18 protein-coding genes are annotated in these 19,731 nt (G+C 63.5%); 10 read left to right on the top strand and 8 right to left on the bottom strand.

What is annotated here, in order from left to right:
• The first annotated feature begins 112 nt into the window (after nt 1-112).
• Nucleotides 113-1,030 (top strand): LysR family transcriptional regulator, encoded by a 918-nt coding sequence (locus tag P9220_RS10670; protein WP_309764816.1) that lies wholly within the window; start codon nt 113-115, stop codon nt 1,028-1,030.
• Between the two features lie 54 nt (nt 1,031-1,084).
• Here the strand turns inward: P9220_RS10670 and tehA are convergent, their stop codons facing one another.
• Together tehA and P9220_RS10660 are read right to left on the bottom strand one after the other, a co-directional pair.
• Nucleotides 1,085-2,068: a dicarboxylate transporter/tellurite-resistance protein TehA gene (gene tehA / locus P9220_RS10665; protein WP_309764815.1), complete on the bottom strand. Its 984-nt coding sequence runs from the start codon at nt 2,066-2,068 to the stop codon at nt 1,085-1,087.
• Nucleotides 2,069-2,223: 155 nt separating this feature from the next.
• Nucleotides 2,224-3,702 carry an NCS1 family nucleobase:cation symporter-1 gene (locus P9220_RS10660; RefSeq protein WP_309764814.1) on the bottom strand — a complete coding sequence of 493 codons (1,479 nt, stop codon included), beginning with the start codon at nt 3,700-3,702 and terminating at the stop codon, nt 2,224-2,226.
• Between the two features lie 223 nt (nt 3,703-3,925).
• Here P9220_RS10660 and P9220_RS10655 point away from each other — a divergent pair, with 223 nt between their 5' ends.
• The 4 genes from P9220_RS10655 (at nt 3,926) to P9220_RS10640 (ending at nt 7,462) form a co-directional block, all read left to right on the top strand.
• Nucleotides 3,926-4,180 carry a hypothetical protein gene (locus tag P9220_RS10655; protein ID WP_309764813.1) on the top strand — a complete coding sequence of 85 codons (255 nt, stop codon included), beginning with the start codon at nt 3,926-3,928 and terminating at the stop codon, nt 4,178-4,180.
• A 111-nt stretch (nt 4,181-4,291) separates the two neighbouring features.
• The gene (locus tag P9220_RS10650) at nt 4,292-5,215 is read left to right on the top strand and encodes a YihY/virulence factor BrkB family protein (RefSeq protein ID WP_309764812.1); all 924 of its coding nucleotides are present in this window, start codon (nt 4,292-4,294) and stop codon (nt 5,213-5,215) included.
• Between the two features lie 509 nt (nt 5,216-5,724).
• Nucleotides 5,725-6,333 (top strand): hypothetical protein, encoded by a 609-nt coding sequence (locus tag P9220_RS10645; RefSeq protein ID WP_309764811.1) that lies wholly within the window; start codon nt 5,725-5,727, stop codon nt 6,331-6,333.
• 64 nt (nt 6,334-6,397) lie between these two features.
• Nucleotides 6,398-7,462, top strand: a complete 1,065-nt coding sequence (locus P9220_RS10640) for a GGDEF domain-containing protein (RefSeq protein WP_309765456.1) — start codon at nt 6,398-6,400, stop codon at nt 7,460-7,462.
• An 18-nt stretch (nt 7,463-7,480) separates the two neighbouring features.
• Here the strand turns inward: P9220_RS10640 and P9220_RS10635 are convergent, their stop codons facing one another.
• Nucleotides 7,481-8,392, bottom strand: a complete 912-nt coding sequence (locus tag P9220_RS10635; RefSeq protein WP_309764810.1) for a recombination-associated protein RdgC — start codon at nt 8,390-8,392, stop codon at nt 7,481-7,483.
• A gap of 72 nt (nt 8,393-8,464) precedes the next feature.
• Nucleotides 8,465-9,388 (bottom strand): DMT family transporter, encoded by a 924-nt coding sequence (locus P9220_RS10630; RefSeq protein WP_309764809.1) that lies wholly within the window; start codon nt 9,386-9,388, stop codon nt 8,465-8,467.
• A 112-nt stretch (nt 9,389-9,500) separates the two neighbouring features.
• Between P9220_RS10630 and P9220_RS10625 the strand changes: the two genes are divergently transcribed.
• A complete protein-coding gene (locus tag P9220_RS10625) occupies nt 9,501-9,965 on the top strand; it encodes an Lrp/AsnC family transcriptional regulator (protein ID WP_309764808.1) in 465 nt (154 codons plus the stop codon).
• 69 nt (nt 9,966-10,034) lie between these two features.
• Complete coding sequence (locus P9220_RS10620; protein ID WP_309764807.1) at nt 10,035-10,352, top strand: hypothetical protein; 318 nt, start codon at nt 10,035-10,037, stop codon at nt 10,350-10,352.
• A gap of 53 nt (nt 10,353-10,405) precedes the next feature.
• Here the strand turns inward: P9220_RS10620 and P9220_RS10615 are convergent, their stop codons facing one another.
• Complete coding sequence (locus tag P9220_RS10615) at nt 10,406-10,564, bottom strand: hypothetical protein (protein ID WP_309764806.1); 159 nt, start codon at nt 10,562-10,564, stop codon at nt 10,406-10,408.
• 176 nt (nt 10,565-10,740) lie between these two features.
• Between P9220_RS10615 and P9220_RS10610 the strand changes: the two genes are divergently transcribed.
• From P9220_RS10610 to P9220_RS10600, 3 genes are all read left to right on the top strand, one after another.
• Nucleotides 10,741-12,135, top strand: coding sequence for a selenium-binding family protein (locus tag P9220_RS10610; protein WP_309764805.1), 1,395 nt, complete (start codon nt 10,741-10,743; stop codon nt 12,133-12,135).
• Between the two features lie 22 nt (nt 12,136-12,157).
• Nucleotides 12,158-12,793 (top strand): hypothetical protein, encoded by a 636-nt coding sequence (locus P9220_RS10605; protein ID WP_309764804.1) that lies wholly within the window; start codon nt 12,158-12,160, stop codon nt 12,791-12,793.
• A gap of 150 nt (nt 12,794-12,943) precedes the next feature.
• Complete coding sequence (locus P9220_RS10600; RefSeq protein ID WP_309764803.1) at nt 12,944-13,633, top strand: methyltransferase domain-containing protein; 690 nt, start codon at nt 12,944-12,946, stop codon at nt 13,631-13,633.
• Nucleotides 13,634-13,649: 16 nt separating this feature from the next.
• Here P9220_RS10600 and P9220_RS10595 read toward each other — a convergent pair whose 3' ends face one another.
• From P9220_RS10595 to P9220_RS10585, 3 genes are read right to left on the bottom strand one after another with little or no spacing between them, the layout of a single operon-like run.
• On the bottom strand, nt 13,650-15,152 hold the full coding sequence (locus tag P9220_RS10595; RefSeq protein WP_309764802.1) for an efflux transporter outer membrane subunit: 1,503 nt from the start codon (nt 15,150-15,152) through the stop codon (nt 13,650-13,652).
• A complete protein-coding gene (locus tag P9220_RS10590) occupies nt 15,149-16,330 on the bottom strand; it encodes an efflux RND transporter periplasmic adaptor subunit (protein ID WP_309764801.1) in 1,182 nt (393 codons plus the stop codon). The genes P9220_RS10595 and P9220_RS10590 overlap by 4 nt, the downstream gene beginning before the upstream one ends.
• Nucleotides 16,331-16,345: 15 nt before the next feature.
• Nucleotides 16,346-19,531: an efflux RND transporter permease subunit gene (locus tag P9220_RS10585; protein WP_309764800.1), complete on the bottom strand. Its 3,186-nt coding sequence runs from the start codon at nt 19,529-19,531 to the stop codon at nt 16,346-16,348.
• Between the last annotated feature and the right edge of the window lie 200 nt (nt 19,532-19,731).

Here is a 19,731-nt window from a genome sequence, read left to right as displayed (position 1 = left end):
AGATGTGAACGCTGAAACGAACGGTCGGCAACAAGGCAACGCCCCGGCCCGCCGTTGCGCCGGCGTGCATGCTCGTGGGATAGTGCGGGCTTCGTCGAAACGGGATGGGCGAATGGACCTGTTGCGGAGCATGCGGATTTTCACGCGCGTCGCGGAAGCATCGAGCTTCACTGCGGCGGCGCAACAGCTGGACATCACCACGGCGCAGGCGTCGCGGGCAGTCACGGAACTCGAGACGCATCTGCGCACGCGGCTGCTCAATCGCACGACGCGCCGCGTGGCGCTCACGGATGCCGGCAATCGCTATCTCGCCCGCTGCAAGGAGGTGATCGCGCTCGTCGATGTCTCCGAAGCCGAAGCCAGCAACGCACAAGTGTCCCCGAGCGGCCTGCTGCGCATGCATGCGCCGATCACGTTCGGGCAGCACTACGTGGTGCCGGCGCTCACGCGCTATCTCGATGCCCATCCGCAGGTCCGCGTCGAGCTGACGCTCTCGCAGAACGTCCCCGACATGCTCGACGAAGGCTACGACGTGTTCCTGCAGATCACGACATCGACGCTGCCGGATTCCGCACTCGTCTCGAACCGCATCTGCTCGATGCCGAGCGTGCTGTGCGCGTCGCCGCAGTATCTGGAACGGGCGGGCGTGCCGCGCACCATCGACGATCTCACCCGTCACGCCTGCCTGCAGCTCGTTACGGCATTTTTTCCGGTCGACCGGTGGATTTTCGAAGGCCCGCAGGGCAGCGTCGAAGTGGACCTGCCGCCGGGCCGCCTGCGCGTGAATGCCGCCGACGCGCTCGCCGTCGCGGTCACGGGCGGGCTCGGCATTGCGCCGTTGCCGGCGCTGTCGGTGCAGCCGTTGCTGAAAAGCGGCGCGCTCGTGCGCGTGCTGCCGGAATGGGAACTGCAGACCATGACGATCTATGCGATGTACGCGTCGCGCCAGTATCTCGATGCGAAGATCAAGACGTGGGTCGCGTTCCTGCGGGAGTTCGTCGTGGGGACGCTGAAAAACGAGCTCGCGTGAAGCGCTGCGTCGTCTTTGTGCGGGGGCTTCGCGCGAGACGACGCAGCGAATGCATCAGGCGCGCTTTGCCACGACCGTCGCCGGCAGCAAGCGCCCTGCAATCATCGCCCGCACCGTTGCGGCGACCAGCATCGCGATGATGATATTGGCCGCGACAAAGGCCACCGGCGCGATCCACTCGACCGGCCCTTGCGCGCCGCGTTCGATCATGCGGATAGCCATCGTCGGCAGCGCGGCCGCGCCGAAGCTGAATGCCCAGTACGACGGCGTGAAATCGCGCTGGCGAATCCACGGCACGAGACGCGCGAGCATCAGCGCCTGATACAGCCCGTAGCCGAGCAGCATCGTCGCAAAGAGGTCGGGCAAGCCGTGCGTGATCGCGAGATACGACACCCCGCCGACGACCGGCGGCGCGAGCTGGATGCCGAGGCTCGGGCGCAGTGCGTCGGGCAGCGGTTCATGCACCGCCGCGCGATGCAGCACGATGGATTCGATCGCCAGCCACGAGAACACACCCGCCCCGAAGAACAACATGCCGATCTGCGTCCAGCCCAGGCCCGCTGCGGCCGTCCCCGCGACGAAGCTGGGCGCGACCGTCGGCAGATAGACGGCGGGTGTCGTCAGTTCGGGCTTGCGGCCGCCTTGCCAGAATCGTCCATGCAGATACGCGCCGAGCGCGAGCTGACTGACGACGCCCGCCGCGAACAGCGCGATTGCCAATGCCCGCGACTGGCCTTGCACGGCTTGCGCCGCGAGCATCGTCGATACCGGCGCGAGCGCCGCGAACGACGACTGCACCGGATGCTGCATCTCCGCGATGGCGTCGGCGCGCTGCGTGAGCCACTTGTGCGCGTAGGCGGCCATCAGCACGAGCCACACGGCGAGCGCGGCGACCGTCAACAGCGCCGGCACGCTCGCGGGAACCGGCCACACGCCGGCGGCCGCGCGCCATGCACCGGCAAGCGCCAGCGCACCGACGGCGATGCCGAAGAACGCGACGGGCATCGGCGCAGGCCTGGATGGAAGATTCGTGTTCATGTGCCCTCTCCTTTTCGAAGGACGCGGCGAACGCCAATGCGTTCGTCTGTCGTTGAAGAGAGCTTAGGGGCGCGGGACGCCCGCGCGAATGCCGCGGCGTCTCGTTCGAATGCTCGAACGTCTCAAGTTGAGATGGCCCCCGCCGATGCGAACGCTTATCTGCGCCGTGCAATCCGCATCAGGACGACATACAGCAGCGCCCCGGCCACCGCGCCGATGAGCCAGCCGAGGTTGTTGGCGGGCAGAATCTTCAAAAGCTGCGTCGAGAGTTCCCATCCCACGGAGATCGCGCCCGACAGCAGCAGCGCGGCAAGCCCGACCTTGTTCCATCCGCCGTCGTAGTAGAAACGCGCGCCGGGCTGCATCGTGTAGAGTTCGGCGGCATTCACGTTCTGGCGCTTGACGAGGTAGTAATCCGCCATCATCACGCCGTACATCGGTGCGAGCACTGCGCCGAAAACCGAAACGAAGATGGTGATTGCCTTCGGGCTGTCGACGAAGATCCACGGACACACGACGACCGCGAGTATCGATGCGATCAGTCCGCCCTTCTTGAAATCGACGTGCTTCGGAAAGAGATTCGCGATGTCGTAAGCCGGCGAAACGAAGTTCGCAACGATGTTGATGCCCATCGTCGCGATGATGAACGTGATGCTGCCGATCGCCACCGCGAACTTGTTGTCGATGCGCGAAACGATTTCTACAGGGTCCATGATCATCGTGCCGAAGACCTTCTCGCTGCCCGCCGTGACGATCACCGTGATGACGGCGAATGCAAGGAAGTTGAACGGCAGGCCCAGGAAATTGCCGACTTTCATTTGCCGCTCGCTCTTTGCAAAGCGCGAGAAATCGCCGAAATTCAGCAACAGCGCGGCGAAGTAGCTCACCACGAGCAGCGTCGCGTTGATCATCGCGTGCAATTGTTCGTCGCCGGGCAGGACCTTGCCGGACAGCGTGAGGTCGAGGCTGCCGAGTCCCGCCCGGTAGAGAATCCAGCCCATCAGAAAGAACATCACGACATACACGGCCGGCCCGCAGAAGTCGATGAACTTGCGGATGATCTCCATGCCGCGCTGAAAGATCACGAGCTGCAGCAGCCACATGAAGAGAAAGCTGACCCAGCCGAGCATGTCGAGCCGCAGAAAGCTCGAATCGCGCAGTGCGACCGCCGACGGCACGAAGAGCAGCAGGAGCGTCGCGACCGCCTTCGATGCAAAGTAGGTCTGCACGCCGTACCACACGATGCCGACGACTCCGCGAATCAGCGCGGCCAGATTCGCGCCCATGACGCCCATCGACACGCGGGCCATCACCGGGAACGGAATGCCGTGCACGAGGCTCGGCTTGCCGACCCAGTTCATCAGCACATAGACGATGAGTATGCCGATGGTCATCGCGAGCAGCACTTGCCAGCCGGACAGGCCGAGCAGAAAGAGGCTCGCCGCGAACGTATAACCGCCGACGCTGTGAACGTCGGACATCCACATCGCGAAGATACTGTAGCCCGTCCATGTGCGGCGCGAGCGCGGAACGGGTGCGAGATCGTGGTTATAGAGGCGTTCGTCTGCGTTGACGACTTCGATATCGGCGCCTAGGCCGGGCGCGGACGAATCGGCTACGTGAGAAGCAGGCATGACCGTCTCCCAGGCTGAACGCGTGGACGAAAGCGCGGATGAACGCGTGATTCACCCGTCGCGTTCGGCAGACAAAAAGAAGCCGCGATGAACATGCGATGGGGCGCGCCGGCAAGGACCCGTCGCGCAGCCGCTCATGCAAGATTAGTGCATGACGCCGCAAAGGTGAACGATGCGCGGCATATCGCTCAAGTAAAGCCGCATTGATGCCGATATGTGGGCCATGAGAAAAAAACGCCTCCTGTCCCGCGATTCGGGAATCGCACAGCCGGAAGTCCCCGCCCTGGCCTTGGGCGATGCCTTCGCCGCCGCCGCCGAAGCGCTCGCGCTTTTCTGCCGCCTGCGCCGCATCGAAGCGGCCGACATGCCCGCACGCGATGTCGACGCGTTGCTCGACATCGCATTCGAAGAGGCTGCGCAACAAGCGGCTGCGCGCAGCAACGCCAACGCCGACGCCGACGCCGACAACGCGGGCTGAACTCCGCCGTTGGGCGCGCAACTTGCTCCCCGAGCCTCGAATCCTTTGTTAGAGGCAGGCGGGCAGGACAAACGCGCCCATCGCCGCACATGCGCGCGTCGCGGAGGTCCCATGTCGAAGATTCTCGGCCCTGTATTGGGGCCTCAGCTTCACAACGTCGCGCGCCATCCGTTCGGCTTCCTCAAGCGCACGATCAAGGCGTTTCGCGCCAATCAGGGCATGCTGCTCGCGGGCGCGGTCGCGTATTACGCGCTGCTGTCGATCGTGCCGCTGCTCATCCTCATCGTCATCGTGCTGTCGAAGTTCGTCGGCCAGCGCGAACTGCTCGAAACGCTCGCGCATCTGCTCGAATGGCTCGTGCCGGGACAGGCGCGGGCGATCGTGCGCGAACTCGCCAACTTTCTGACGCATCGCGCGGTCATCGGCTGGCTGCTGCTCGTCACGATGATCTTCTTCAGCTCGCTCGCCTTCACCGTGCTCGAGAACGCGATGTCGGTGATCTTCGTGCATCGCGTGGCGATCCGCCGGCGGCATTTCCTGCTGTCCGCGCTGCTGCCTTATTGCTACATCCTCTTCCTCGGCGTCGGCATGCTGATCGTCACGCTCGTGTCGAACGGCCTTCAGGCGATGGGCGACAACAGCGTGATGCTGCTCGGCGTCGAAGTGTCGCTGAAGGGCGCGTCGCGCGTGCTGTTGTACCTGCTCGGCGTCGCGGGGGAGATTTTCGTGCTGACGTCGATCTATCTCGTGATGCCGGTCGGACGGCCATCGTTCCGGCTCGCGCTGCTCGGCAGCGTGACGGCCGCCGTGCTGTGGGAGATCACGCGGCACGTACTCGTCTGGTACTTCGCGACGCTCTCGCAAGTGAGCGTCGTGTACGGTTCGCTGACGACATCCATCGTCGTGCTGTTCAGCCTGGAAGCGCTCGCGACCCTGCTGCTTTTCGGCGCACAGGTGATATCGGAATTCGAGCGCTACGGCCTGCCCGAACGCAATTCCCCGCAGCCGTTCACGACCGACGACGCAGCGAATTGAGTTCTGCACGCAACATGCTTGAGGCAAGATGCAAAGCGCAATCGGCGTGGACGCGATGCAACCCATCGAAGCATCGTTGATCTGAGGAATTCGCACGTGGGCTGCTGGCTTCGTCGTTGCTACGGTACTATTCATCCTTTGCACGGCGCGGTGCGGCGCGGCAGTCACGCGCATCGCCCCGGCAAGCACTATTGTCCTGTAGCTGCCGCCGCACCTCGTACTTTTTGCCGGCTTGCGGCGAGCGTTTGCATCGCGCGATGCTTCAAATGCGCGAGATTCATTCGTTTGTTTTTTCGATCGATTCGGCACGTGCCGCGCATCACTCGTCTTGCGCGACCTAATCGCATGGCGTGTCACCCGGCTCATGCGCCGGGCCGCACCGCGCACTGCATGCACCGAACGCCTGCCGCCGTCGACGAACATGATTCTGGAGCGCTGCCATGCCTCAACACGCTGAGCTACCTGATGAGCCGTTCGCAGGCGGCCCGAGTCCCGCTAACGATCCCTCCGTGCCTGCTTTGTCCGAGTCCCTCGCCGACTTCGACGACGACGCCGATCCCGACGAGGCGCCCGTCCGCACGCCGCGCCGCTTCGGCCGTCTCGCGCTGTGGATGGCTTCGGCGACTGCGCTCGGCGTAGGCGTCCTCGGCACCGTCGCATACAGCATGTGGTTCAACCACGACCAGCGCGTCTATGCCGAAGCGATGAACAGTGCCCGGCAGACACTCGGCATCGATCAGCCGGTACTGGCGGCCACGCAGTCATCGGGCGTGGTGGAAGCGCCCGTGACGGCGCATCCCGAGAACATCAGGCTCGCCGGCAGCCCGCCTGCTCTGGACCGGCCCGGCCTGAGCCCTGTCGCGGCGGCGCCGGTTGCCATCGCCGAGGACGACGCCACGCAGCGCCGGGCGACGGCATCGAACCAACCGAACAATCGCGCGAACCGTGCCGGTGACAAGCCGGTGCGCACGGCGCAAGCCAGCCAGACCACCAAACGTCGTGCGCCGCCTTCGAAGGCCGAGCCCGGACTCTTTGCCCGCGTGGGCGCCTTCTTTCATCGAGTGAGCTATCGACGCAATGCCACATCCGGTCAGCGAGAGGAATATTCCCGTCCGTGACGACGACGCGCTTGCGGCACGCACACTTCGCTGGCTGGGCGGCGCGCGGGCGCATCTGCAGCGCCTGCGTGTGCCGGGCCCCGCGCCGCTCGCCGGCGTCGCGCTGCTCAGTCTTCTGATCGGGCTGCTGTTTCTCGCGTTCCAGGTCCGCGCGATCTTCTCCGCGCAACTTCAGCAGGAATACATCGGGCTCGTGCTCGAAGCCGTCGAGCGGGCCGATACGGCGCGTGCATCGGCGCTGTCGCTGCAGGACGCATCGGCCGGCGATACCGCCCATCGCGCGGCATACCGCGATGCGCGCACCGAATTCGCCGCGCGGCTCGCAAGCCTCCATGCGCTCATCGCAGCGAGTCCGGCTCCCGCGCCCGCGCTCCCTCCGCTCGTGCTCTCTCCCGCATCCGATCTGAAAGCGGCGAGCGCCGCGCTGGATGCTGCCTACCTGTACTGGCGCGCCGAGCGTGACCGCGCGAGCGCCGACGTGCGCGAACGGATCGTCAGCGTGTCGCATACGCTGATCGCGCTGTCGTCGATCGTATTCGGCGTGCTGATCACCGCGCTCGGAATGTATGCAAAACGCAATCGGCAACTCGTCGGGATATCGAGCGAATTCGAGCACGCGTCCCTGCACGATGCGATGACCGGTTTGCCCAACCGCCGCAAGCTCTTCGCCGCGCTCGAGGAAACGGCCGAACAGCTCGGCGGCGGCGCGAATGCGAGCGCGGAGCGCATTGCCGTGCTGTATATCGATCTGGACGGATTCAAGCGTGTGAACGATACGCACGGCCACCGCATCGGCGATGAATTTCTGATCGCGGTATCGCGGCGTTTTCGTCAGACAGTGCGCAACAGCGATGTGGTCGCGCGGATTGGTGGCGATGAGTTCGCCGTGCTCGTGCGGGAGTTCTCGAGCGATCTCGAACTGGCGGCGATCGCGCAGCGCATCATCACGTGCGTGGCGGAAACCGATGCGCGCATGGATTTGTCGCTGGTGCGCGCGAGCATCGGTATCGCGAGTTATCCCGATCGCGTGACGGATTACTGGCGGCTCGTCGCCGCCGCCGACGACACCATGTACGCCGTCAAGCGCAACGGCAAGAACGGCTACGCGTTTGCATCGCCGGCGGCGTGAGCGCGTTTCTATCGCAGTTCATGCCGCCGCGCGCAGGTCTTCTTCGCCGCCGAGTGCTTCGGCAAGCGCCGTGAACAGCCGGTCGAGTTCGCCCGTCATCAGCAGGAAGTCGGATTCGAAGCGCTCGTCGTCGTTGGCCGCGGTGGGATCGGCGGCTTCCTTGATGACGTCGAGCGGCGTCACGCGCTTGAGCGTCAGCGAAGGCGTCAGCACGAAGGACACGCGGTCGTCCCACGTCATCGCAAGACGCATGCACTGCTTGCCCGCTTCGATGTGACGGCGCATGTCCTCCGCCTCGAGCGCATGGCCGACGTAGCGCACCGTGGCATTGCCTTCGCCGGTCGAGCGCAGTTCGGTATCGCGATCGAGCGTGAAACCCGCAGGCGCGTCGCCGGTCAGCAGCCACTCCGTCATGGCCGACACCGGCGAGCGCGCCGGCCGGACGCTCGCGAGCGGCAGGTCCGTGACCGACTTCACCAGCAAGCCGATGATGTCGTCGGCGACCGTCGCCGATGCGGCATCGATCGCGAGCCATCCGTGCACCGGATCGATCCACACGCGCGTATCGCGGCGGATGCTGAATGCACGCGGCAGCAGTTCGTCGGTCACTTGCTCCTTCAGTTCGCGCATCTGCTTGCGGCCGGGTTTGAAGCCCTGCTGCTCTTCGAGTTCGAGCGCACGCTCCTTCGTGAACTGCGTGACGACCGACGCCGGCAGCAGCTTCTTCTCCGCGCGATACGTGATCAGCATCTGGCGGTTGACCGTGTAGACGAGCGCATCGTCATGACGCGGCGAGACCCAGCCGCGCCGCTCGTTCTCGACGCTCGACGCCGCGCTGAACGCAAGCGGCGCGAGCCATTTGTGCATCTGTTCGGGCGTGACGGTCCAGTGAGCGGGAAGGCGGTGAAGCTGAAGATTCTTGAACCACATGGCGGCGCTTTCGATGTTGTTCGGAAAAGCGGGCCATTCTATACGACGCGCGTCGCATTCTGCATGCATCGTTCATTCGCTTGCGCGGCGGGCCGGCACGATTCGCCATTGCAGATTGACGCCCGCTGCCGCGAGCAGGATCAGCGCGGCGCCGGCGACTTGCAGCCAGGCCAGATGCTGGCCGAATGCGAGCCAGTCGACGACGATCGCCACGACCGGATAGATGAACGACAGCGCACCGGTCGTCGCGACGGGCAGCTTCTGAATCGCGCCGTAAAGCAGCACGTACATGAGGCCGGTGTTCACGACTCCCAGCACGATCAGATCGGCCCATCCGCCGATGCTCGCGGGCGCCGCGTCGAAATGCGCGAAGGGCGCGAGCATCACGATGCCGAGCAGCACATGCAGCATGGCGATCAGGTGCGGCGGCGTGCCCTTGAGCCGCTTCGTGATAATCGACGATATCGCGTACAGCAAGGCCGCGCCGAGCGCATAGGCGATGCCTTCGAGATAGCGTCCGTGCATCGCAAGCACGGCCGGTTCGACGCGCACCACCATCACGAGCCCCACGAACGCGATGCCGAGCCACGCGAGCGTCGAAGCCGAAATGCGTTCGCGCAGCACGAGGGCCCCGAGTGCGACGAGCATGAACGGCTGCGTGTTGTAGACAGTCGTGGCCATCGAGATCGACGCGCGCGAATACGCCGCGAAAAGCAGCAGCCAGTTGCCGACGATCGCCACGCTGCCGAGCGCGACCCATCCCAGCATGGACCATGAGAAATAGCGCTTGTGCAGCAGTCCGAGCATCGCGCAGACGGCAACGAGCGTCGCCCCGCCGAATACGCAGCGAAAGAACACGACGTTGCCCGTGGACTGCCCCGACGACACGACGAGCCAGCCGATCGTGCCCGACATCAGCATGGCGAGCGTCATCTCGATGGCCCCGCGCCGCTGCTCGGCGGCGTTGCGCGTGTTGCCGATTGCGTGTGTGTTCATGGCGGTCAGGCGAATGCGGTTTCGATGAGTTGAAGTCTATCGATGCGCGGCACGTTAAACCATGCCTAAAATAAGGCACATTTCATTCATTACCTTGCTATCGAAGGCCATCATGCCGAAGAACCCTGGCCCATCGCAAGCGAGCATCGACGCGATCGACCGCGAGCTGATCGGCGTGCTTGCAGTCGACGGACGCATCGCGGTGAGCGAACTGGCGAAGCGCATCGGACTGTCCGCACCGAGCACGGCCGAGCGCATTCGCCGCCTGGAATCCCAAGGGGTCATTCGCGGTTTCACGGTGGAGATCGACCCGTCGGCGCTCGGTTATACGCTTCAGGCCATCGTGCGCGTGCAGCCGTTGCCGGGACAGTTGCATCTCGTCGAGGACGCGATCCGGCGCATCCCGGAGTTCGTCGAATGCGTGAAGGTCACGGGCGATGACTGCTTCGTCTGCCGCCTGTATCTGCGTTCCATCGAGCATCTCGACGACATCCTCGCGAAAGTCACCGACCGCGCCGCGACGAGCACGGCCATCGTGAAGACGACGCCCATCGAACGCAGGCTGCCTCCGCTCTGAACAATCGCGTGTCCGGCAGGGAACGGCGCTACACTTGAAGTGCCCGTTGCTTCAAAGAGGGAGCATCCGATGATCGACACCGACGCCAAGCGCACGTTTCGGGGCCTGCCGCTCACGCCCGAGCAGGATGCCGAAGTCAGGCACTACATCAAGAAGAAGAAGCAACGCGGCGAACCGTGGAATACGCCCGAACTCAGCGCGATGCTGCGCGACATGCTCGATCCCCCAGACAGCGACGATTCACCGGACGAAGACGTCGACGAAGGAAACCGGGCTTTCGCGGAGCGCGCATCGGCGTCCATCGACGAAGGTATCGACCCGATCGAGAACAGCGAAGAATGGCATGCCGCGATGGAAGCCGAAGCGATGAAAGGGCCAAGACGCTGAGTACAAAAAACGCCGGTGAAAACCGGCGTCATATCCGCTCGAGGCTCATGCTTTCAATGCCTGTGATGCAACCAGTCACGAGGCGGATGCGAATCCAGCCAGCGCGCTTTCGGCGGATGTATATGCGGGTGCCTGTGATGCATGACCAGAATCACGATGGCGCATAGCACCACGACGACTCCGACCATCAGGGTGATCATCGGCTCGGTCATCGCAACCTCCTTCGAGCGCAAGAAGACGACGCTTTCATTGTAGATGCTCTCGCGCCGTTCGATGCGGGCATTGCGCCTGTTTCGCTTTGTATTGCGTAATCCCTTATAAGCAGCCCGACGCATTCGGCGCAGGCGTGTCCTATAGTGCAGAAGGACCGCTCATTGGGAGAACCGACATGGCGACATGGAAACCTGATCCGAGCTTCTACCCTTCCCCGCGACTCGCTGCGAAGGCCCCGTGCGAAACGCTCGCCTATGTCGCGACGTTCGATCCCGAGCGCAAGACGCCCGACAAACTCGCGGTCGTCGATGTCGATCCCGAATCGGCGGACTATGCGCGAATAGTGGGCGAACTGGCGATGCCCGATGCCGGCGACGAACTGCATCACTTCGGCTGGAACGCGTGCTCGTCGTGCCTGTGTCCTAACGCGCCGCATCCGCACATGGAGCGCCGCTATCTCGTCGTGCCGGGGCTGCGTTCGTCGCGCATTCATATCGTCGATACGAAGCCCGATCCGAAGAAGCCGGTCATCGTCAAGACCATCGAGGCCGCCGAACTCGCGGAGAAAACCGGCTATACGCGGCCCCATACCGTTCACTGCGGCCCGGGCGGCATCTACGTCACCGCGCTCGGCAACGCGGAAGGCAAGGCGCCTGGCGGCGTGCTGATGCTCGATCAACAGAGCTTCGATCCGCTCGGCCGATGGGAAGTCGAGCGAGGACCGCAGCAGCTTGCCTACGATGCGTGGTGGCATCTCGGTTACGACACGATGGTCACGAGCGAATGGGGCACGCCCGATACCTTCGAGGAAGGTCTCGTGCCCGAACTGCTGCTCGGCGCGAAGTACGGCCGCAAGCTGCATTTCTGGGACCTGACGAAGCGCAGGCACGTGCAGGAGATCGACTTCGGCGACGAGTATCAGCTCGTCTTCGAACTGCGCCCCGCGCACGATCCGACGAAGGCATATGGCTTCGTCAATTGCGTGATCAGCCTGAAGGACCTCTCGTCGTCGATCTGGACATGGTATCGCGACAAGGACCAATGGGCCGTGAAGAAGGTCATCGACATTCCCGCCGAACCCGCCGACGCCTCCGTGCTGCCGCCGCTATTGCAAGGCTTCGGCGCGGTGCCGCCGCTGGTATCGGACATCGATCTCTCGATGGATGACCGCTTTCTATATGTATCGTGCTGGGGCACCGGCGACATGCTGCAATACGACGTCTCCGATCCATTCGCGCCGAAGCTCGCGGGCAAGGTGCGCATCGGCGGCGTGGTCGCGCGCGCGACGCACGCAGGCGCGAGCAACGGCCACTTGAACGGCGGCCCGCAAATGGTCGAAGTCAGCCGCGACGGACGCCGCGTGTACTTCACCAACTCGCTATACGGCGCCGTGGATTCGCAGTTCTATCCGGAAGGCATCAATGGCTGGATGGTGAAGCTCGACGCAGGCGCGGACGGCGGCCTGAGTGTCGACGAACGGTTCTTCATCGACTGGCCGAAGGGGCATCGGCCGCATCAGATCCGGCTGCAAGGCGGCGATTGCTCGTCGGATTCGTATTGCTATCCATGATGCCTTCGAGGAGCGCGGACCCATGAACACCGGCACGCCCGCGCTCTGGATCACCGCTGCGGGCCTCGGCGCTTTTCATGGCATCAATCCCGCGATGGGATGGCTGTTCGCGCTCGCCCTCGGACTCTACGCGCATAGCAAGCGCGTCGTCTTGCTATCGCTCGTGCCGATCGCACTGGGTCATGCGCTATCCGTCGCGCTCGTGCTGGCGGGCGTGCTCACGCTGGGTTCGTACGCCAGTCACGAGACGCTTGCGCGCGGCTGCGGGGTGCTGCTGATCGGCGGGGGCGCGTGGCGTGCGTGGCGCGGGCATCGCGGGCGTCCGGCCGTCGGCATGCGCACCGGACTCGCGGGCCTCGCGCTGTGGTCGTTCGTCATGTCGAGCGCGCACGGGGCGGGCCTCATGCTCGTGCCTGCGCTGCTGCCGTTCTGCGGCGGATCAGCGGCGAAGGCACCGGCAGCGGACGCGTTCGAAGCGGGCGCGGTCGCCTTGTCTCTTCATACCGCCGCGATGCTCGCGGTCATCGCCGCCATCTCCCTATTCGCAATGTCGGTGCACGAGCGCGCGGGCCTGAGCTTTCTGCGCACGGGCTGGATCAACGTCGACTGGCTCTGGAGCGTGGCGCTCGTCGCATGCGGCGCATGGCTCTTCCTATAACGTCGAAGCGATGGCGGAGGCCGGCAGAAGTTCGGCGGACGACGCCTATCGACGGCGATTGCGCGGCACGGCGCATCGCTGCAATATCGTCCGAAACGGCCAGAAAATAGATCATTCGATAACGAGTCGATAAAAAAAGGGGACTTTCGAATGCGCGAGATTTCATACGCAGAACAGACCGTCAATTCGGGCAATCCGCTCGCGCGTTTTGCGCATCGAACGCGAATGACGATGGCGACCGATCTCGTCACCGGCCTGTGCCCGACACGTGGCACGGTGGTCGACTTCGGCGCGGGTCCGGGACTCTTTCTGCATGCGCTCGGTGAAACGCGGCCCGACATCACGCTCATCGGCCACGACAAGTTCATGGCCCCGGCGTTTGCCGAAGTCCGATACGCGGAATCGCTCGATGGCGTGGCATCGCACAGTGTCGATGTGCTCACGTCGTTCGAAGTCTGCGAGCACCTTTACGAAAGCGAAGTCGAGTCCCTGCTCGACGACGCCGCGCGCATTCTCAAGCCGAACGGCGCGCTGCTGATCTCCGTGCCGATCATGTACGGCCTCGCGATTGCGCCGAAAGTATCGAACTGGATGATTCGCAGCCGCACGCTGAAGTCCGAATACTCGCCCGCCGAATTGCTGAAGTCGATGATCGGCATTCGCGTCGAGCGGCCGGAGAATCCGCGCACGACGCATAAAGGCTTCGATTTTCGGGAACTGCGCGCGGTCGTCGGCGAACGTTTCACCATCGATGCGGCGCATGTCAGCCCCGTTCCTCATGCACCGTGGTGGATTAGTTCGCAATACTTCATGATTTGCCGGCCACGCACGCGCGCCTGACCTCGAACGCGACGCTTCACTCTCGCGCCGATACTTCATCGGCGCGAGGCAGCCGATCCGTCGTCCATCCGCCGCCCAACGCCTTGATGAGCGCAACGCTTGCAGCCATCCTGCGCCGTTCGATACGCACTGCCGCACGCTGATCCGACAACACGGTGGCCTGCGTCACGACGACGTTCAGATACGTGATCGCGCCGTTCTCGTAGCGATTGCCGATCTTGTCGAGCGCGCGCTTCGCGGCATCGACGGCTTGCGCTTGCGCCTCGCTCTCGCGACGCAGCACGTCCAGCGCATTAAGGTTGTCCTCGACCTGACCGAACGCGGTCAGCACCGTCTGCCGGTAATCCGCTACGCTCTCGTCATACGCGGCACGCGCCGCATCGCGGGCTGCCGTGCGGCCGCCGAAGTCGAGCGCGGTGAATGCAAGCTGCGGCCCGAGCGACCAGAAGCGGCTCGGCGCCGTCAGCCATGAACTGAAGCGCGTTGCTTCGAGACCGCCGGTTGCGGCCAGCAACAGATTCGGAAAGAACGCAGCCGTCGCGACACCGACGCGCCCGTTCGCCTGAGCCACACGGCGTTCGGCCGATGCGATATCGGGCCGGCGCTCGAGCAACGCCGACGGCAGCGATAACGGCAATGCGGTCAGCGCCGCATTCGGATGCGGCACGTGGTCCGCATCGAGCGGCGCGACCTCGAGTGCGAAGCTCGACGGCGGCTCGCCGATGAGAATCGCAATTGCATTGACGAGGCTCGCGTGCGTGGTCTCGAGTCCGATCAACTGCGCTTGCGTCGCGCGCAACTGCTCCTCTGCCTGCGCTACGTCCGACTCCGCAGCCACACCGCCCGCGAAGCGATCGCGCGTCAATGCAAGCGCTTTTTCATAGGCCTGCAGCGTCTCTTGCAACAAGCGTTCTTCTTCGACGGTGCCGCGCAAATCGAAGTAATTCGTCGCGAGTTCCGCCTGCATCGAAAGGATGGCGCTTTGCAGGTCCGCCGCACTGGCCTGCGCTTCGGCGCGACCGCCTTCGACTGCGCGTGAAATGCGGCCCCACAGGTCCGGCTCCCACGAGACCTGAGCCTCGACCAGGTAGTCCGGCACGGTCACGCCCGCACTCGAGCGGTACAGCACATTCGACGATACGCGCGACTGATTGAACGACGCGTTGGCTGTGATCGTCGGAAAGAACGCGGAACGCGCCTGACGGACCGCCGCACGCGCGCCGCGATATCGGGCGGCTGCGGCCGCCACCGTCTGATTCGACACGATCACGCGCTCTTCCAGCGCGTTCAGCTGCGGGTCGCCGTAGACCTCCCACCACGGCGCGCGCGGCGCGGCGTCGGCGGGCTGCGCAGGCTTCCAGTCTTGCGTCGATATCGCTGCATCCCCCGGCATCGCCGACTTGTAAGCCGCCGGCGTTGGCACTTCAGGGCGCACGTAGTCGGGGCCGACCGTGCAGGCGGACATCGTCATCGTCATCGACAGCAGCGCCAGCATCGAGCCTGCATGCGTGCGCTTCATGACGACTGCCCGCCCTTTTTGACTTGCGTCTGCCCGATACGCACGGTCGCACCATCCACGATGGAGTCCGGCGGATTCACGATCACGCGCTCATCGCCGCGCAATCCCGATACGATCGACACGCGCGTGCCGTAATCGGTGCCGAGCGTGATGGGCAGCAGCTTCACCCGATTGTTCGCATCGACGCTCGCCGCATGCACGCCATCCGGCCTGAACAGCAGCGCATTGCCCGGCAACGTGTAGGACGCCGTCGCACTCGTCAAGCGAAAGCGCACTTGCGCATAAGCGCCCGCCAGCAGTTCGCCGCTCGGATTCTTCACATCGACCTCGACGCGCATGGTGCGTGCAACCGGATCGACCGCGCCGGCCGCGCGAACCGTCACGCCTTCGAACTTGCGATTGCGCTCCTCGTTCAGCAGCAGTTCCGCGGGCATGCCGACCGTCACCATGCGCGCATAGGTCTGAGGCACATCGACGAATACCCGCAGCGTCGTCGCATCCTGAACGTGGAAGAGTTCGCGGCCCGCTGCGCCGCTGCCGGCATCGATCAACTGGCCGACATCCGTGTTGCGCGCAGTGACGACGCCGTCGAACGGTGCGTAAATCTTCTGGAACGAGACGAGTTGTTCGAGCCGCGATACGTTCGCCTGCGCGGCATTCAGCGCCGCTTCTTTCGCGAGCATGTCGCCGTTTTTCTCGTCGGTTTCCTGACGCGATACCGAGTTGTTCTTCGCCATTTGCGCCCAGCGTTCCGCCGTGCTCTTGGCGAGCAGATAGTTCGCGCGGGCAGTCTGCGCATCCGCGCGCGCCTGGCGCAACTGATCGTTGATCTCGGGCGCATCGATCTCGGCGAGCAGCTGCCCCTTCTTCACCTTGCTGCCGATATCCACCGTCCAGCGCTTCAGATAACCGCTGGTGCGCGCGAAGATCGGCGCATCGGAGAACGCACGGATATCGCCGGCGAGCAACAGGTCTTGCGTCGGCTTCATCTGCATGGGCTTGATGACCTCGACGGTCAGCATGCCGTGTTCGGCTGCATCGCGCTGAAGCTCGGCGTGTTCGGCATGGCGCGACCAGATGCCCTGCGCGACGATGCCGGCCACGATCACTAGCGCGATCACGAGCCATACACGCCCTCGCTTGCCCGTTGCCGAACGTTGCGTCAACTGCTCTTCCATTCGTTCTCCGTAAGTTCAGAAGTGTGCATTCCGCATGCGTTCATCGCGTTCCTTGCGCGCCTCGATGTGCTTGTAGACCATCGAAAACACGACGGGCACGAAGAACAGCGTCGCGACCGTGCCGACCATCAACCCGCCGATCACCGCGCGTCCAAGCGGTGCGTTCTGCTCGCCGCCTTCGCCGAGGCCGATCGCCATCGGCACCATGCCGATCATCATCGCAAGCGCCGTCATCAGCACGGGACGGAATCGCGTATAGCCTGCTTCGAGCGCGGAACGCACGGCATCGCCATGTTCGGCGAGCGCGGAACGCGCAAAGCTCACGACGAGAATGCTGTTCGCGGTCGCAATGCCGATGCACATGATGGCGCCCGTCAGCGCGGGAATCGACAGCGTCGTATGCGTGATGAACAGCATCCACACGATGCCCGCGAGCGCGCCCGGCAACGCGGTGATGATGATGAACGGATCGAGCCACGACTGAAAGTTCACGACGATCAGCAGATACACGAGCACCACGGCCAGTATCAATCCGAGCGCGAGACCGGAGAACGATGTGTTCATCGTTTCGACCTGGCCGCGTATGTCAATGGACGACCCCTTCGGCAACTGTCCGCGCGAATCATCGATGATGCGCTGCACGTCATCCGATACCGCGCCAAGATCGCGGCGTTCCGTGGTCGCATAGAGATTGATGGTGGTCTGCGCGTTGTAGTGATAGACGACCGCGTCGCGCGAGCTGCGCGAAAGCGATGCCAGCGCGCCGAGAATGTTCGTCTTGCCGCTCGCCGATGTCACCGGAATATTGGCCACTGACTGCAGTGAATTCATGTCGTATTGCGGCGCGGTCGTGATGACGTTGTAGCTCACGCCATTGACCGGATTGAGCCAGAACGTCGGCGTCGTCTGCTGGCTGCCGGACAATGTGATGAGCAGGTTGTTCGCGACATCACGCTGCGTGAAGCCGGCCTGCAAGGCTTTCGTGCGATCCACTTCGACATTGATCGAGGGAAGATCGGAAGGCTGCTGTATGCGCGCATCGACGAGACCGGGAACGCGCCGTATCTTCTCCAGCAAATGATTCGCGAAGTCGCGGTTCGCGCGCACGTCGCGGCCGGTGATCGAGATATCGATCGGTGCGGGCAGGCCGAAGTTGAGGATCTGACTGGTGATATCAGCGGGCAGAAACGAAAACGTCACGCCGGGAAACTCTTGCGGCAGGCGCTTTCTCAGCATGCGGATATAGTCGTCCGTCGGCGCGTGATCTTCGTTGAGGCTGATGAGCACGTCGGCATCGGCGGCGCTCACTGTGCCCGTGTTGTTATACGACAGGTTGATGCCCGATACCGGCAAGCCCATGTTGTCGATGAACGAGCGAATCTCGTTGCGAGGGATCAACTCGCGTATACGATTGTCGACGCGGTCGGTTAGCACCGCTGTCTCTTCGATGCGCGTGCCTGTCTTGGTTCGCATGTGCATCGCGATGACGCCCGAATCGACCGAAGGAAAGAAGTCGCGTCCAAGAAACGACGCAAGCGCAAGCGAGAGCAGACAACATGCGAGAAACAGCGATGCGAAGCGGCCCGGATGCGCGAGCCGCGCTTCGAGAAAGGCGCGGTATCGGCTGCGCACTGCCTCGAAACGCCGCTCGAAGCCGAGGTGAATACGCACGAATACGTTGCGCGAACCCTTCATCGATTCGACATCGCCACCCATGTGCCCGTGATGCCGCAAGAGATACTTGGCAAGCGTCGGAATGAGCGTGCGCGAGAAGAAGTACGACGCGAGCATCGCGAACACGACGGCCTCGGCCATCGGCACGAAGAGGTAATGCGCGACGCCTGTCAGCAGGAACATCGGGATGAATACGATGCAGATCGATAGCGTGGAGACGAGCGTCGGCACGGCAATCTGCTGTGCGCCATCGAGGATGGCTTGTTCGAGTTCCTTGCCCTGCTCGAGGTTCTGGCTGATGTTCTCGATCGCGACCGTCGCGTCGTCCACGAGAATGCCCACGGCCAGCGCAAGACCGCCAAGCGTCATGATGTTGATGGTCTGGCCGATCGCCGAAAGCGCGACGATCGACGTCAGCATCGATAGCGGAATGGAAATGGCGATGATGAGCGTCGCGCGCCAGCTGCCGAGAAAGAGCAGCACCATCAATGCAGTGAGTCCCGCTGCGATGACCGCTTCGCGCAGCACGCCGGATACCGATGCACGCACGAACAACGATTGATCCGCGACCGGTTCGATCTTCAGCGATTCGGGCACCATGCCGCGCAAGGTCGGCAAGAGATTTTTCACGCGCGCGACGATATCGAGCGTCGATGCGTTGCCGCTCTTGTTGATCGTCAGTAGCGACGCACGCGTGCCATCGACGCGAACGATGTTGGTTTGCGGCTGGAAACCGTCGCGCACGTGCGCCACGTCCTTGATGTAGATCGTGCCGCCGGGGCCGGTGCGAATGGGGATATCGTTGAGTCCTTCGATGGTGCCCGGGCTGGCATTCAGGCCCACTGAATATTCCATCGAACCGATCTTCGTCGTGCCGGTCGGCAGGATCAGGTTCTGCGCGCTGATCGCATTGACGACATCGGTCGGCGCGAGGTTCTTGGCCTGCAGCTTTTGCGAATCGATATCGACCATGATCTGCCGCTGCTTGCCGCCATAGGGCAGCGGCACGGATGCGCCCTGCACCGTCGCGAGCTGCGTCTTCAGGAAGCTGTTGCCGAAGTCGTAGAGTTGCTGCTCCGTGAGTTCGGCCGACGACAATGCGAGCCGCAGTATCGGCACCGTCGATGCATTGAAGCGCAGGATGTTCGGCGGCGTGATGCCGGGAGGAAGCGAGCGCAACTGCGTCTGCGAGAGCGCGGTGATCTCGGCGATGGCTTCGTCGACGTTCGCGTTCGGCTGGAAATAGATGCGTATGACGGCGATACCCGGCAACGACTCGGATTCGATGTGCTCGATGTCGTTGACCGCCACCGACAAACCGCGCTCATAGTTGAGTGTAATGCGGCGTTCCATCTGGTCCGGCGGCAGTCCGTTGTAACTCCAGATGACGCTGACGACCGGTATGTCGATGTTCGGAAAGATATCGGTAGGCGTGCGCAGGATGACGAGCGGGCCGATGATCAGCAACAGCAGCGACAGGACGATGAACGTGTACGGACGCCTGAGCGCGAGTCTTACGATCCACATCGAAATTCCGCCTGCCCCGTTTGAGTTCGCTATCTGAGTGCCGTGCTGCTTGTCGCCTGCTTCAAAGCCTCGATACGATGACACAAATAGAGCTTACAAAACAAATCGCGCAAACGGTTGCGAGGGTTTATGCGGAAGGTTTCTTCGGATCAGTGAGCTCAGTTTGCATCGTCGCGGGATTGCACAGCATTTGTCGCTGC

The organism is Caballeronia sp. LZ016 (assembly GCF_031450805.1).
GTDB lineage: Bacteria > Pseudomonadota > Gammaproteobacteria > Burkholderiales > Burkholderiaceae > Caballeronia.
Note: the sequence above shows the minus strand (reverse complement) of the source record. Positions and strands in the feature narration are given on the sequence as shown.